This window comes from Pseudonocardia cypriaca (genome assembly GCF_006717045.1).
Classification (GTDB): Bacteria; Actinomycetota; Actinomycetes; order Mycobacteriales; family Pseudonocardiaceae; genus Pseudonocardia; species Pseudonocardia cypriaca.
Genome location: NZ_VFPH01000002.1, coordinates 452444 through 467557, shown reverse-complemented (window position 1 = coordinate 467557; position 15114 = coordinate 452444). Strand labels below are relative to the sequence as shown.

The 15114-nt window shown below is 71.4% G+C and carries 12 protein-coding genes; 11 read left to right on the top strand and 1 reads right to left on the bottom strand.

The window, feature by feature from the left end; genetic code table 11:
* The first annotated feature begins 252 nt into the window (after window positions 1–252).
* Genes FB388_RS19840 through FB388_RS19825 form a run of 4 tightly spaced genes read left to right on the top strand, consistent with a single transcriptional unit; the run spans window position 253 to window position 5968 of the window.
* Window positions 253–1164, top strand: a complete 912-nt coding sequence (locus tag FB388_RS19840; RefSeq protein WP_142103691.1) for a beta-keto acid cleavage family enzyme — start codon at window positions 253–255, stop codon at window positions 1162–1164.
* Window positions 1165–1167: 3 nt separating this feature from the next.
* Window positions 1168–1761, top strand: a complete 594-nt coding sequence (locus FB388_RS19835; RefSeq protein WP_142103690.1) for a PadR family transcriptional regulator — start codon at window positions 1168–1170, stop codon at window positions 1759–1761.
* 8 nt (window positions 1762–1769) lie between these two features.
* Complete coding sequence (locus tag FB388_RS19830; RefSeq protein ID WP_142103689.1) at window positions 1770–3860, top strand: hydantoinase/oxoprolinase family protein; 2091 nt, start codon at window positions 1770–1772, stop codon at window positions 3858–3860.
* Window positions 3857–5968, top strand: coding sequence for a hydantoinase B/oxoprolinase family protein (locus FB388_RS19825; RefSeq protein ID WP_142103688.1), 2112 nt, complete (start codon window positions 3857–3859; stop codon window positions 5966–5968). The genes FB388_RS19830 and FB388_RS19825 overlap by 4 nt, the downstream gene beginning before the upstream one ends.
* 43 nt (window positions 5969–6011) lie before the next feature.
* On the opposite strand, the gene pcaF is transcribed toward FB388_RS19825, so the two are convergent.
* Window positions 6012–7217, bottom strand: a complete 1206-nt coding sequence (gene pcaF / locus FB388_RS19820; protein ID WP_142103687.1) for a 3-oxoadipyl-CoA thiolase — start codon at window positions 7215–7217, stop codon at window positions 6012–6014.
* 76 nt (window positions 7218–7293) lie between these two features.
* On the opposite strand from pcaF, the gene FB388_RS19815 reads away from it, so the two are divergent.
* From FB388_RS19815 to FB388_RS19785, 7 genes are all read left to right on the top strand, one after another.
* Complete coding sequence (locus FB388_RS19815; protein ID WP_142103686.1) at window positions 7294–8064, top strand: SDR family NAD(P)-dependent oxidoreductase; 771 nt, start codon at window positions 7294–7296, stop codon at window positions 8062–8064.
* A gap of 25 nt (window positions 8065–8089) precedes the next feature.
* Window positions 8090–9103: a dihydrodipicolinate synthase family protein gene (locus tag FB388_RS19810; protein WP_142103685.1), complete on the top strand. Its 1014-nt coding sequence runs from the start codon at window positions 8090–8092 to the stop codon at window positions 9101–9103.
* 40 nt (window positions 9104–9143) lie between these two features.
* Window positions 9144–10568, top strand: coding sequence for an MFS transporter (locus tag FB388_RS19805; protein ID WP_142103684.1), 1425 nt, complete (start codon window positions 9144–9146; stop codon window positions 10566–10568).
* Window positions 10565–12217 (top strand): (2,3-dihydroxybenzoyl)adenylate synthase, encoded by a 1653-nt coding sequence (locus tag FB388_RS19800; protein ID WP_142103683.1) that lies wholly within the window; start codon window positions 10565–10567, stop codon window positions 12215–12217. Before FB388_RS19805 ends, FB388_RS19800 begins: the two co-directional genes overlap by 4 nt.
* A gap of 5 nt (window positions 12218–12222) precedes the next feature.
* Entirely contained in the window at window positions 12223–13065 is an 843-nt protein-coding gene (locus tag FB388_RS19795) for an amidohydrolase family protein (RefSeq protein ID WP_142103682.1), read from the top strand.
* Between the two features lie 42 nt (window positions 13066–13107).
* A complete protein-coding gene (locus tag FB388_RS19790) occupies window positions 13108–13977 on the top strand; it encodes a TrmB family transcriptional regulator (protein ID WP_142103681.1) in 870 nt (289 codons plus the stop codon).
* Between the two features lie 441 nt (window positions 13978–14418).
* Window positions 14419–15063, top strand: coding sequence for a tetratricopeptide repeat protein (locus FB388_RS19785; protein ID WP_211362117.1), 645 nt, complete (start codon window positions 14419–14421; stop codon window positions 15061–15063).
* Window positions 15064–15114 lie beyond the last annotated feature (51 nt).

Sequence of the window (15114 nt, the reverse complement as noted above, 5' to 3'; positions counted from 1 at the left end):
CGGCGGCCGGCATCGAACGTCAAGAGTGACATTCCTTCTGGTTCAGCGGCAGTTGTGGCGCACTTCGTGCAACCCCATGATCAGCAACCATGGCGAGGTGGTTCGCGATTGCCCTCGCACGAGCTCCTGCTGATCATCCCGCCGTTCGTTCAGCGGAGCGGGCGTCCTATATGTCAACCTTGACATTTAGGGTGGCTCGTCCCTAGCGTCCCCGGTCACGTAGCCGAGAGATCGCACCCAACGGAGGGTCCTGTGGCTGACCGGAAAGTGATCCTGACGATCGCGCCGACCGGTGGGATGGCCGACAAGTCGGTCACACCCCACCTGCCAACCCAGCCGCGGGAGATCGCGGACGACGTGGTGCGGTGCTGGGAGGCGGGCGCGAGCATCGTCGCCGTGCACGCCCGCCGCCCGGACGACGGGGCCACCTGCGATCCGGAGATCTACGGGCGGATCAACGAGCTGATCCGTTCCCGGTCCGACATCATCATCAACAACAGCACCGGCGGTGGGATCAGCGGCGACATGATCGCCGAGCTCGCGGACGGCCGCCGGGAGATCGCGTTCGACCAGCGCATCAAGGGCACCCTCGCGGGGGCCGAGATGTGCACCTTCGACCCGCACGTGCAGTGCATGCACCGCGTGCTCGACAACGGGGACGACCTCGAGCTGCTGATGGACACCTCGTGGAGCCGGTGCCTGGAGCTGGCGCAGGCGATGAAGGACCGCGGCATCAAGCCGGAGTGGGAGCTGATGTCGCTCTCGGACCTGGTGTGGGTCAACGAGCTCATCGCTCTGGGCTACGACGAGCCGCCGTACTACATCAACATCGTGCTCGGCACGCACAAGCTGATGTCCGGTGCCACCCCGTACACGCCGAAGAACCTGCAGCGGTTCGTGGAGGACCTGCCGGAGAACTCGGTGTTCTGCGTCAGCGGCATCGGCCCGGCGCAGCTGCCGGCCTCGGTACACAGCGTGATCCTCGGCGGGCAGGCGCGGGTCGGGCTGGAGGACAACATCTACTACGCGCGCGGCCGGCCGGCGACCAACCTCGAGCTGGTGGAGCGGATGGTCCGGATCCTGCGCGAGCTGAACCTCGAGCCGGCCAGCCCGGCCGAGGCCCGGGAGATGCTCGGGCTCCGCGCGCCGGCCGCGGTCGGTTGAGCGATGTCGCTGAAGCACGCGCTGCTCGGGTTCCTCAGCACCGAACCCGCGTCGGGGTTCGACCTGGCCCGCGAGTTCGGCGAGTCGCTGGGCTGGTTCTGGTACGCCTCGCACAGCCAGATCTACCCCGAGCTGCGGCGGCTCGAGGAGCAGGGCCTGGTGCAGAGCACGACGTCGACGGGGAACCCGGGCAAGCAGAAGCGGACCTACCGGCTCACCGAGGCCGGTGCGGCCGAGCTGCGGTCCTGGCTCGAGCAGCCCACGGAGTACGCGCCGATGCGCGACGTCGAGCGCCTCAAGCTGGTGTTCCTCGACAGCGCCCCGATCGACGTGGTCCGGCGGCACCTGGAGGACCACCGGAAGCACCACGAGGACCTGCTGGCGGTCTACTCCCAGCAGCTGCGGGAGCTGCACCAGGGCGTCTTCCCCCGGCTGGTGAAGCGGTTGGCCTCGCGGCCGGCCAGCGCCCACCCGATGATCACCGGGCTCAAGGTGCTGGCGATGCAGGGCAACATCGCCCGGGCCCGCACCGAGATCCACTGGGCCGAGGACGCGTTGAGCTGGCTCGACGGCATGGAGCGGGAGGGCCGGGCGTGAGGTTCCGCGTGGGCACCGACGTCGGCGGCACGTTCACCGACGTGTGGGTGTACGCCGACGACGGCCGCCAGGCGGTGCTGAAGGCGCCGACCACCGCCGACATCATCGGCGGGATCATGGACGGGATCGAGCTCGCGGCCGGCCGGTTCGGGTTGTCGGTCGAGGAGTTCTGCTCGTCGGTCGACCGGTTCGGGCACGGGACGACCGCCGGGCTCAACGCGCTGCTGACGGGTTCCGCGGCGCGCACGGCGCTGATCACCACGGCCGGCTTCGGCGACACCCTGGAGATCGGCAGGCTCAAGCGGCAGCTGGCCGGGCTGACCGAGCTGGAGATCGGCGACTACCGCAACCGCGGCCGGTGGTCGCCCGTCGTGCCGCGAACCCTGGTGTTCGAGATCGCGGAGCGGATCGACCGCGCCGGTGAGGTCGTCGTGCCGCTCGACCGACCCGAGATCGACCGCGTCCTCGACCGGGTCGGCGGGGCCGGCGTCCAGGCCGTCGCCGTCGCCACGCTGTGGTCGGTGGCCAACCCCGAGCACGAGCGCCGGATCGGCGCGGCGGTGCGCGAGCGGTTCCCGGACCTGTTCGTCAGCCTGTCGCACGAGATCGCGCCCGCGGTGGGGGAGTACGCGCGGATGTCGACCACGGCGGTCAACGCGGCGCTCGGACCGGTGATGAGCGCCTACCTCGCCCGGCTCGACGAGGCGCTGCGCGGGCGCGGGCTCGGGGTGCCGATGGTCGTGATGACCAGCGAGGGCGGCGTCGTCTCGGCGGACGTGGTGAGCGACCAGCCGGTGTCCGTGCTGATGTCCGGGCCGGCCGCCGGCGTGATCGCCTGCCAGCAGATCGGCCGCAGGCTCGGCGAGGAGCACCTGCTCACGGTGGACGTCGGCGGCACGAGCTTCGACGTGGGCACGGTCGTGCGCGGGAACCCGCTGCTGCGCGACCAGCTCACGGTCGGGGGTGCGGACATCCAGCGGCCGGCGATCGACGTCGCCACCATCGGCGCAGGCGGCGGGAGCATCGCGCGGGTGCGCGACGGCGCGCTGACGGTCGGGCCGTTCAGCGCGGGGGCCCGGCCGGGCCCCGTCTGCTACCGCCGCGGCGGTAGCGAACCCACCGCGACCGACGCCGACCTCGTGCTCGGCGTGCTCGACGAGGACGGCTTCGCGGGCGGCACGATGCGGCTCGACCGGGCCGCGGCAGCCGCCGCCATCGCCGAGCGCATCGCCCGACCGCTCGGCCTCGGCGTGGTGGAAGCGGCGTGGGGCATCCGCCAGGTGCTGGACGCCAGGATGGCCGACCTCCTGCGCAGCGTCACGATCGAGAAGGGCCACGACCCGCGGGAGTTCGTGCTCTTCGCGGGCGGTGGACAGGGCCCGTCGCACGCCTGGGCGCTGTGCCGGGACCTCGGGATCCGCACGTTCGTCGTCACCCCGACCGCCACCGGGCAGTCCGCGTTCGGAACGGGGACGTGCGAGCTCAAGCGCACCATCAGCCGCCCGCACCACCTGCGGCTCCCCAGCGCGGACCGGATCGCGGTGCGCGATGTCGAGCCGCTGGCGGCGGCCCTGGCGGCGATGACGGCCGAGGCGGAAGCGGCCTCGGCAGGCGGTCCCGCGCAGGGCGGGCTCGCGATCCGGCGGACCGCCGCGATCCGGTACCGCGGCCAGGCGCACCACCTCGACGTCCCGATCATCGACGGGTTGGGGTCACCGGCCGCGCTGGAGAAGACGTTGCGGCAGTTCGAGGAGCGGTACGAAGCCCTGTACGGGGCGGGATCGGCGTTCCGCGAGGCCGGGTTCGAGCTGCTGGGCCTCCGCGTCATCGCGGCCCGCGCCCTCGACGGGGCGGTTCGCCCGACCGCGCGGGACGAGCTGGTGGCCGACGACATCCGGGACGTGGTCTTCGACGACCCCGCGAAGCCGGTGGAGTGTCCCGCCTACCGGACGGCGTTCCCGGCGCCGGGCCAGGTTGTCGCCGGTCCGTGCCTGGTCGTGTTCCCCGGCCAGACGCTCGTCGTCCCACCCGGTGCGAGCGCCCGCACCGACGAGCTGGGCAACTTCGTGGTCACGCTCGCCGAGGAGGGCACGCGATGATCGACGCGATCCAGTACGAGATCATCCGCAACCGCCTCCTGGCGGTGACCGAGGAGATGCGGATCGCGCTGCAGAGCGTGTCCGGCTCGCCCACGGTGACCGAGGCGTCCGACTTCTTCACCGGGCTGTACCTGCCCGACGGGGAGTTCGCGACCATGGGGTTCCAGGTGGCCCACGAGGCGCCGCCCGTGGGTGCGCTGATCCGGCACATCAACAGCCACCGGAAGCCTCCGCGCGCCGGCGACATGTTCATCGGCAACGACCCGTACGTCGGCGCGTTGCACCAGAACGACGTGCAGATGACCGGGCCCGTCTTCGACGGCGACCGGCTCGTCGCATGGGCCGGGGTGATGGCGCACGAGACGGACGTGGGCGGGATGAACTTCGCCTCGTGGTGCCCGGCGGCCACCGAGGTGTACCAGGAGGGGCTGCGCATCCCGGCGGTGAAGCTGGTGGACGCCGGTGAGCTGCGCGACGACGTGCTCGAGATGATCGTGTCGGCCAGCCGCCTCCCCGCCGCCCTCGGCCTGGACATCCGAGCGTTCATCGCGACGCTCAACGTCGCCACGGAACGGCTGCAGAGCCTGTTCGCCCGCTACGGGGCCGACGTCGTCGGTGAGGCGATGCGGCGGATGATCGCCACCACGGAGCGCCGGACGCGGGAGCGGCTCGCCGAGCTCCCCGACGGCCGGGTGCACGTGCGGGACTTCCTGGAGCACGACGGCCACGCCAACCGGCTCTACGCCGTCGACCTCGTCGCGACGAAGTCCGGCGAGGAGCTGACGCTCGACTTCAGCGGGTCGAGCCAGCAGGCCCCCGGCTTCATCAATGCCACCCGGGCGGGCCTGCGCGGCGGCGTCACCGGTGCGCTGATCCCGACGCTGGGATTCGGGCTGGCGTGGAACGAGGGCCTGCTGCGCCCGGTCGACATCGTCGCGCCGGACGGGCTGGTGTGCACCGCGCAGCATCCCGCGCCCGTCGGCAGCGCGACGGTCGAGACGATCTGGACGGTCACGAACGTCGTGCAGCGGGCGCTCAACCTGCTGCTCGCCTGTTCCCCGGAGTACGCCGACCGGGCGCAGGCCGTCAGCTCCGGCACCATGGCCACCTTCAACCTCGGCGGCGTGAACCAGTTCGGGGAACGGTTCGGGCTGCACTCGCTCGACCCGCTCGCGGGCGGATCCGGGGCGTTCGCCTGCCGGGACGGCGTCGACGCGGGCGGACCGGTCGCGGTGCCGGCGCCCGCGATCGCCGATGTGGAGTCCAACGAGCAGGTCTCCCCGCTGCTGTACCTGTACCGGCGCCTGCGCCCGGACACGGCGGGGGCGGGCACCTCCCGGGGCGGGCAGTCCGGCGAGATGGGCCTGACCCTGCGCGGTGTGCCCGGTGCGACCGCGTTGGTCATGACGCACGGGGCCGAGGTGCCCAACTCCGTCGGCCTGTTCGGCGGCTGGCCCGGCTCGACCGTCCGGCAGCGTTTCGCCACGGCCGAGGGCGGCACGGAAACCGACCTCCTCCGGGAGCACCTCGCGGGAACCGAGCCGACGTGGCGGGAGCTCGGCCCGAAGCCGGGCGAGATCCCGATGCGCCCGGGGGACCTCTTCGCGGTGTCGTGGCAGGGCGGCGGCGGGTGGGGTGATCCGCTGTTCCGGGACCCCGCCGACGTCGCCGCCGACGTCGCCCGCGGTGTGGTGTCGGCGCAGCACGCCGCGCAGGTGTACGGGGTCGTGCTCGGCGACGGCGCCCTCGACATCGACGGCACCCGCGAGCGGCGGCTCGCCATCCGCACGGAGCGGCTGGGCGCGCCGCCCTCGGCCGAGCCCGATCCCGACGCTCCGGGGCACGCGCTCGGCCCGGCGTTGCGGCTGGTGCGGGTGGACGGAACCGTCGAGGTCCGGTCCACCGCAGGCGCGGTTCTGTCCCGCGGGTCGACCCGCTGGCGTGCGGGCGCCGTGAGCCGCCGCGTCGATCCCAGCGCGCACCGCATCCGGTTGCACGAGGACCTGGCGATGACCGCGCACCACTGCCCGCTGTCGGGCCAGCTGCTCTCCGTCGACGTCCACCGGCGCGACGAGGAGCCGGTGGAGGAACTGGTCCTGAACCTCTAGGCGGCGGCCGACCGCCACCGCCGGACGGGGGCCGGTGCGTGGCTCAGGACACGCGTTCCAGGAGCAGGCTCATGCCTTGCCCGACCCCGATGCACATGCTGCACATCGCGCGGCGCCCGTCGCGCCGGGCCAGTTCGAGCGCGGCGGTCAGCACCAGCCGGGCGCCGCTCATGCCGAGCGGGTGGCCGAGCGCGATCGCGCCGCCGTTCGGGTTGACGTGCTCGGCGTCGTCGGGGAGCCCCAGCTGCCGCAGGCAGGCGAGGGACTGGGCGGCGAACGCCTCGTTCAGCTCGATGACGTCGAGGTCGCCGATCGACAGCGCGGTGAGGTCGAGGAGCTTCCGGGTGGCGGGAACGGGACCGAGGCCCATCACCCGCGGAGCCACCCCGGCGACCGCGCTGGTGACCACGCGGGCCAGCGGGGTGAGGCCGCACCGCTCCACGGCCGCCTCCGACGCCAGCAGGAGTGCGGCGGCCCCGTCGTTGACGCCCGACGAGTTGCCCGCGGTGACGGTGCCGTGTTCGGTGACGATCGGGCGCAGCGCGGCCAGCGCCTCGGCAGAGGTCCGCCGAGGGTGTTCGTCGCGGGCGACCTCGACCGGCTCGCCGCGCCGTCTCGGAACCTCGATCGGCACGATCTCGGCGTCGAAGCGGCCGTTCTCCTGGGCCGCGGCCGCCCGCGACTGCGAGCGCAGGGCGAAGGCGTCCTGGTCGGCGCGGGAGACCCCGCACTCCGCGGCGACGTTCTCGGCAGTCTGCGGCATCGGGTCGACGCCGTACCGCTGCTCCATGCGCGGGTTGACGAACCGCCACCCGATCGTCGAGTCGTGGACCTCGGGTGTGCGGGAGAACGCGGTCTCCGCCTTGGCCATCACGTACGGCGCGCGGCTCATGCTCTCCACGCCACCCGCGATCACGACGTCGGCCTCGCCGCACCGGATCGCCCGCGCGCCTGCGGCCACCGCTTCCAGCCCCGACGCGCAGAGCCGGTTGACGGTGGCGCCGGGGACCGACTCCGGCAGCCCGGCCAGGAGCGCGGCCATGCGCGCGACGTTGCGGTTGTCCTCGCCTGCCTGGTTCACGCAGCCGAGGATCACCTCGTCGATCGCGTCCGGTGCGGCGGTGGGCACGCGCTCGCGCACGGCGCGGATCGCCTCGGCGGCGAGGTCGTCCGGCCGCACGGTGGACAGTGCCCCGCCGTACCGGCCGACGGGGGTGCGCACTCCGGTCACAACGAGGGCTTCTGGCACGGGTCCTCCTCGACGTCCTTGTGTCTCCAGCGTACTACCTACTAAGGTAGTTACTACTTCGACGCGGAGGTCATCCATGGCAGAGACGGCGGTCCGGCGGACCGTTCTGGTCACGGGCGCGGGGCGTGGCATCGGCCGCAGTGCGGTACTCGCCTTCGCGACGGCGGGCTTCGACGTGGCCGTGAACTTCAGCCGCAGCGAGAGCGCCGCGCGAGCCGTCGCGGAGGAGGCCGAGCGCGCGGGCGCGAAGACGCTGCTGGTGAAGGCGGACGTCGCCGACGAGACGGCGGTGCGCGCCATGGCCGACGCCGTCGGCGTGCACTTCGGTCGCCTCGACGTCCTCGTCAACAACGCGGGAACGACCACGGACACCCCGCCGTCCGACCTGGACGGGCTGTCGATGGACGACTGGGACCGGATCTTCGCGGTCAACGTGCGCGGCACCTTCCAGGTCACCCGCGCCTGCGTGCCGCTGCTGCGCAGGTCGGCGCCGGCATCGGTGGTCAACCTGGCCAGCGTGGTCGGCGTACGGCCGGGGCCACAGCCGTTCCCCTACGCGGCGAGCAAGGCGGCGATCGTGAACCTGACCCGCACGCTGGCCGGCGCGCTCGGCCCGGAGATCAGGGTGAACGCGGTGGCCCCCGGCTGGATGGAGGGGGAGTGGATGGAACACGCCCTCGGCGACAACTACGAGTCGCTGATGGCGCGCCGCGCCAAGCGGACCCCGCTGCGTCGCTGCGTCACCGCGGACGACGTGGCCGCGACGATCGTCAACCTGGCCATCAGCAACCCCTTCGTCAACGGCGAGACCGTCGTGATCGACGGCGGCTACACCGCGACCACCTGACGCGTGACCACCTGAGGTGACCCAGATGCCCTACGAGCCCTTCCACCGCCTCTTCGCCACCCCCGTCCTGCCCTTCGGCGACGACGGGACGATCGACGAGCCCGGCTACCGCGCCTTCCTCCGCCGTTTCCTCACCCCGGCCGCGCTGGACGCCGGTCTCGCGTTGGTCGCCAACCCCGAGGCCGGCGAGCTGTTCACCCTCGACCGGGAGGAACGCCAACTGGTCGTCCGGATGGCGCTCGAGGAGACCGCAGGCCGGGCGCCCGTGCTCGCAGGCGTGGTCGACGTGACCACGACCGGGGCGGTGCAGATCGCGCGGGACGCCGCCGAGCTGGGCGTCGACGGTCTCTTCGTGTTCCCCCCGATCGGCGCGGGCGACATCACCCAGTCCTGGGATGCCGAGGCCTATCCCGAGGTGCTTGTCGACCTGCTGCACGCCATCACCGATGCGGTGGACCTGCCGATCGTCGTCCACCCGGTCGGCAGGACGACCCCCGCGTACGGCGTGGGACTGCCGCCCGCCGCGGTCCGCCGGATCTGCGAGGAGGTGCCGCAGGTCGTCGGCTGGAAGATGACCTACAACTACGACGGCTACCGCGCGGTGACGCGCACGCTGCGCGAGCTCGACCGGCCCGTCGCGATCCTTGGCGCGGTCGGGAAGTACTTCCACGAGAACCTGGCGAACGACGCCTTCGAGGGCACGGCGACCGGCACCTTCAACTACGCGCTCGAGCCGATGCTCGACCACATCCAGGCGTGGCGGCAGGGCGACGTCCGGCGCGCCACGGAGATCTGGAACTCGGGCCTTTCGGAGCTGCAGGAGTACGTGTTCTCCGACTTCGGGCGGCTCCACGTGCGCTACAAGACCGCGGCCTGGCTGAGGGGCCTGATCGGCAGCCCGCTCATGCGGCCGCCGATGCCCCGTCCGCGCCGGCAGGAGGTCGACCGGCTGGCCGAGCTGTTGCGGGGCTGCCGGCTCGACGTGATCGACAAGGACGTGATCGACAGCACCGCGCGGCGGCTGACGCTCGCCGAGTGACCGGCCTCGAAGGATCGGTACCGCCTCAAAGGAGAGGGCCATGACCGTCGACAGACCACCGCCCCCCGCCGCCCCGGCCGACGACCGCACCGCCGAGGGAGCCGCGCTGCTCGGCCGCATGGAGCGCGTCCCGCTCACGCGGTTCCACCTGAGGGTCGCCTCGATCCTCGGGGTGGGCACGTTCTTCGACTCGTTCGACACGCTGGCCGTCGCGGTGACGATGGCCGCGATCCTCGGCACGTTCGGGGCGGGCGTGGAGACCGCCGGTTTCCTGATCGCCGCGGGCTACGTGGGCCAGATCGTCGGCGCGATCGGGTTCGGCTTCGTGAGCGAGCGGTACGGCCGCAAGAGCGCGTTCATCGCGTCCTCCGCGCTGTTCGGAGTGCTGTCGCTGGTCGCGGCCTTCGCCTGGAGCGTGGAGAGCCTGCTGGTGTTCCGGCTCGTCCAGGGCATCGGGCTGGGCGCCGAGGTTCCGGTGGCCGCCGCGATGTTCAACGAGTTCGTGCGCGCCAGGGCCCGCGGCAAGATCGTGCTGATCTACGAGAGCCTGTTCATCTGGGGGATCCTCGCCGCCTCGCTTGTCGGCGGGCTGCTCCTCGCGGTGTTCCCGCCGCACGACGCCTGGCGCTACCTCTTCGCCATCGGCGCGGTGCCGGCCCTGGCCGCGATCTGGGCTTACTTCCGGTTGCCCGAGTCGCCCCGCCACCTGGTGCACAAGGGGGATCTCGAGACCGCGCGCCGCACCGTCGAGGAGATGGAGGCGAGCCGCGCGATCGGCAAGCCCGCGCCGACCGGCGACGACGTGGCCGTCCCGGTGCCAGCGGTCAAGGAGCCGCGCACCCGCTTCGGCGAGCTGTTCGCGCCGGCCTACCGGAACCGCACGGCGATGCTGTGGTGCACGTGGTTCACCACCTACTTCGCGCTCTGGGGCCTCACGACGTTCCTGCCCACCCTGCTCGTGCGCGCCGGGGTGTCGCAGTCGCACGCGTCGCTGCTCTCCGCGGCCGTCACGGTCGGGGACATGCTCGTGGTCTACCTCGCGGCGGCGACGTTGGACCGGCTCGGCCGCCGGTTCTGGTTCACCGCCGGCTACCTCCTGGCCCTCGTCGGCGCCGCGTTCGGCGTGATCGCGTTCGGCGTGGCCGGGGCGTCCGGCTGGGTGGTCCTGTTCATCGCCAGCGCCACCCTGCTCGTCGGGGTCAACATCAACGCGCCGCTGATCTACATGTACACCGCCGAGCTGTACCCGACGCGCATGCGGGCCTGGGCCACGATGGTCGGGAGCACGTTCCGCAGCGGCTCCGCGGTGATCGCACCCATCGTGCTCGGCCTGCTGGTCGGCCGGGCCGGGGGGATCGCCTGGATGTTCGCCCTCTTCGGCGCCGTGCTGGTCGTCGGGCTGGTCGTCTTCCTCCGCCACGGCGTGGAGACCAAGCAGCGCACCCTCGAGGAGCTCGCCCGATGATCGACGGAGTCGTCCCCTTCCCTCCCGAGTTCGCAGCGCGCTACCGGGCGCGCGGCTACTGGCGGGACCGGCCGCTGCGGGCCGAGTTCGACGACGTGTTCCACACGTACGCCGACCGCATCGCGGTGGTCGACGGGCCCGAGCAGATCACCTACCGGCAGCTGGACGAGCGATCCACCCACCTCGCCCGCAACCTCGTCGACCTCGGGCTGCGGGCAGGCGACCGGGTGGTCGTGCAGCTGCCCAACACGGCGATCTTCGTCTACCTCTACTTCGCGCTGCAGAAGCTCGGTGCCGTCCCGGTGCTGGCGCTGCCGTCGCACCGGTACCGGGAGATCGCGCACTGCGTGTCCCTCACCGACGCGGTCGCGTGCGCCGTCCCCGCGCGCCACAGGAGTTCCAGGGATGGGGACTTCTCGTTCCCCGACATGGTCCGCCGGATCGGCAAGGACCAGGAGCGGCAGCTGCTCGGCCTGGTGCAGGGGTCGGACGATCCTCTGGACGACCGGTTCGTCGCGCTGGAGGAGCTGCTCCTCCGGAAGCCGGACGCGCCGGAGGAGGCGCTGGCGTCGGTCGAGATCGACCCGGACGACCCCGCGGTCTTCCTGCTGTCCGGTGGGACGACCGGCGTGCCGAAGCTGATCCCGCGCAGCCACAACGACTACGTGTTCAACTCGCGGCTGGCCGTCTCGGTGTGCGACGTGAGCCCGGACGACGCGCTGCTGCTCGCGCTCCCGATCGAGCACAACCTGCCGCTGGCCTGCCCGGGCCTGCAGGGATTCCTGCTGCGCGGCGCACGGGTGGTGCTGAGCACCTCCACCCGGCCTGCCGACGTGTTCGACCTGGTCGAGCGGCATCGGGTGACCCACATCCACCTGGTCCCGTCGCTGCTGATCCGGTGGCTCGCCGACCCGGGCATCGGTAGCCACGACCTGTCGTCGCTGCGGGTCCTGCAGAGCGGCGGCCAACGGCTGCAGCCCGAGGTCCGCGAGCGCGCCGGCCGGCTGATCCCCACCGCCGTCGTGCAGGAGAACTTCGGGATGGCAGAGGGACTGCTGATGTTCGTCCGCCTCGACGATCCGGACGACGTGCGCCGGGAGACGTGCGGGCGCCCGATCTGTCCCGACGACGAGGTGCGGCTCGTGGACGACGACGGTCGGGACGTGCCCCCGGGTGAGGTCGGCGAGCTGTGCGTACGCGGTCCGTACACGCTGCGCGGGTACTTCCGTGCGCCCGAGCACAACACCAAGGCCTTCACCCCGGACGGCTACTACCTCACCGGGGACCTGATGCGGCTGCACCCGTCCGGCAACTACGTGGTGGAGGGCCGCAAGAAGGACCTGATCAACAGGGGTGGGGAGAAGATCAGCGCCGAGGAGGTCGAGAACCTGATCCTCGCCCACCCGGACGTCGCGAACGTCGCCTGCGTGCCGGTGCCCGACGAGGTCCTCGGCGAGCGGATGTGCGCCTGCGTCGTGCTGCGGCCCGGCACGGAGCTCGAGCTCGGCGAGCTCTGCGACTTCCTGCTGGCGTTCGAGATCGCCAAGCACAAGCTGCCGGAACGCCTCGAATTCTTCGACGAGCTCCCGCTCTCCCCGATCGGGAAGGTGTCCAAGAAGGACCTCGTCGCTTCCGTGACTGAAGGGTGAGAACAGTGCGTCGTATCGACCTGCACGCGTACCCGGGCACGCAGCCGTGGATCGACTCACAAGGTGTGTTCGTCGAGGCACTCGGCCAGTACTGGGGTCGCGCGTGGGAGGCGGAGACCGAGGAACAGGTCATCGAGAAGTTCGACGAGGCGGGTGTCGAGGTCGTGCTGGTCGCCTTCGACATCGAGTCCGTCATCGGGGCGCCTCCGTGCAGCAACGACTACGTCACCTCGCTGCGTGCGAAGTACCCCGAGCGCGTCATCCACAGCTGGGGCGCGGTCGATCCGCACAAGGGCGAGCAGGCGATCGCCGAGGCCAAGCGGGCCGTGACCGAACTGGGCGTGCTCGGCTTCCACTTCCACCCGATCATGGGCCGATACCGGGTCGACGACCGGGAGCTGTACCCCTTGTGGGAGACGATCAACGAGCTCGGCGTACCGGTCATGGTGGACGTCGGCACCACCGGCATGGGGGCGGGTATGCCGGGCGGGCTCGGATCCCGGATCGAGCACGCGCACCCGATCGCCGTGGACCACCTCGCCGCCGACTTCCCCGACATGACGATCATCGCCGCCCATCCGGGGTGGCCGTGGGTCGACGAGATGACCGCGGTGGCCCTGCACAAGGGCAACGTCCACTGGGAGCTCTCGGGCTGGGCCCCGAAGTACTTCCCGGACCAGCTCAAGAAGGACATCCGCGGGCGCCTGCGCCATAAGATCATGTTCGGGAGCGATCACCCCAGCCTCCCCTACGAGCGCATCTTCCGGGAGTGGGAGGAGCTCGGCTACGCCGACGACGTGCTCGCCGACGTGTTCCACGGCAATGCCGAGCGCGTGCTCGAACTCTGAGCCGCGGTAGCCTAACTACGACAGTCGTTACTACGTCGGGGGGTGGCTGTGGACGGAGTCGGCAGGGCGGTCGAGCAGCTCACCGAGCTGGGGTTCTCGCAGTACGAGGCACGCGCGTACGTCGGGCTGCTCGGGGCCGAGCCGATGACCGGGTACGCCCTCGCCAACCGGACCGGGATCCCGCAGCCGAAGGTCTACGAGACGTTGCGCCGGCTCGAGGCCAAGAACGCGGTGGGCCGCGTCGGCGACGACCCGGCCCGGTTCGTCGCCGTGCCTGCTGAACAGCTCCTCTCGACCGTCGACGCGCAGTTCCGCGCCCGCGTCATCGGGACGAAGCAGAGCCTCGCCGAGATCGATCAGCGCTCGGCGCAACGTGCGCACGTGCTGCCCTCGTTGACCGACTGGGACTCCATCGCCACGCGCGCAGCGGACATGCTGCGGCAGGCCGGCCGGCACGTCTACCTGTCGACGCACGCCGAACAGCTCGCCCGGTTCGACGCGGACATCGCCGACGCGCAGGCCCGCGGCGTGGAGTTCGACCTGCTGTGTTTCGGCTCGAGCAAGGTGACGGTGCCCCGAGGGCGCATGCTCCAGCACGCCAGCACCGAGGGGATGGTGTACCGGCACCACCAGGCCCGTCACCTCGCGGTCGTCGTGGACAGCACGGACGCCCTGTGGGCGCTCGCACCGAACGGGAGCGACTGGGACGCGGCCGTCGCCGCCGACCCGCTGTTCACCGCGCTCGTCAAGGGCTTCATCCGGCACGACCTCGACGTGCAGCAGATCTACGCCGACTTCCCCGAAGAGCTGCGTGCCCGCTACGGACCCGGCCTCCAGCAGCTGCGACGGCCGGCGGATCCCACCTCTGCGCAGCCATCGGCACCCATCGAGCGCACGAGCCGGGGTGCCTGACGTACCTGTGGGGGACGAGGCCTGCGCATTCGGGCGTGCCGCTGCGAATGGCCGCGCGTGGCTGAGGGCTCCTCGGCCACACCGCGACTAGTGGCTTGTCGTGCAGGTGCGGGAGCTCATCGACCACGGCGTCGAAAGGTATCCGCTGATTGACCGGCCTTGACTCACCGCGGAGGTATTTGTATTCGCTCGGCATCTCCCTTGGTCGCCCGCAGGTGATGGTGAAGGTTCAATCGACGGGGGGTTATCGCGCTACACCTCATGGATGACGGTAGACATCAGATAACTGCTCCATAAGGGTAGTCCGAGGGCTGCGGTGGAGTTAGTTGGCTTACCGCATGCATCGTTGATTTTTGGTGGATCCTCCGGTCTACTGGACCTCCTTGATCCAGTGAATGTCGGCACAGTCCTGACATCGATGTGCAAAATGAGGGGGTTCGGATGTCCTGGTGGTCCCATGCAGAGGGCGACCACGCCTCCGTCAGAACAGAGGATGCGCGAGGCTCGGTACGAACCAACATCCACGAGGTCGCCGCCTGCAACGCTCGGGCCGCAGCACTGTTCAGCAGCGGCAACGCGAAGGACGCGATGGAGCTGTTCGAGGGCGCCCTCCGCGACTGCCTGGCGATGCTCGGCCGCGACCACCTCGCCACGTTGACCGTTGCCGGCAACCTCGGCGTGGCCCGCGTCTCGGCAGGCCGGCGCCGCGTGGGCATCGGCCTGATCGCGGCGAACCTCGCTGACCGCTCCCGGGTGCTCGGTGACGAGGACCCACGCACCTTGACGGGCCTCGACGCGCTCGCGGTGGCCTACCGGCTGGCCGGTGACGTGGACGACGCCGTCGAGCTGTCCGCCCGTGTCGCCGCCCAGCGCGCGCGAGTGCTCGGCCCGGCCCACCCGGACACCCTCACCTCCCGGATGGGCATGGTCCGCGCCCAGGCCGCGGCCGGCGACATGGAGTCGGCCATCAACGAGCTCCGCGCGGCGATGTACGACGCCGAGCAGGCCCTCCCCCCGCGCCACCCGCATCTGACCGCCCTCCTCGAGTGCGCAGAGGCGATCGGCATGGCCCGGGGCGACGGCTAGCCGTACTGATCCACGAAGATCGATGCCGCCTCCTGCAGGTCCCATCCCGTG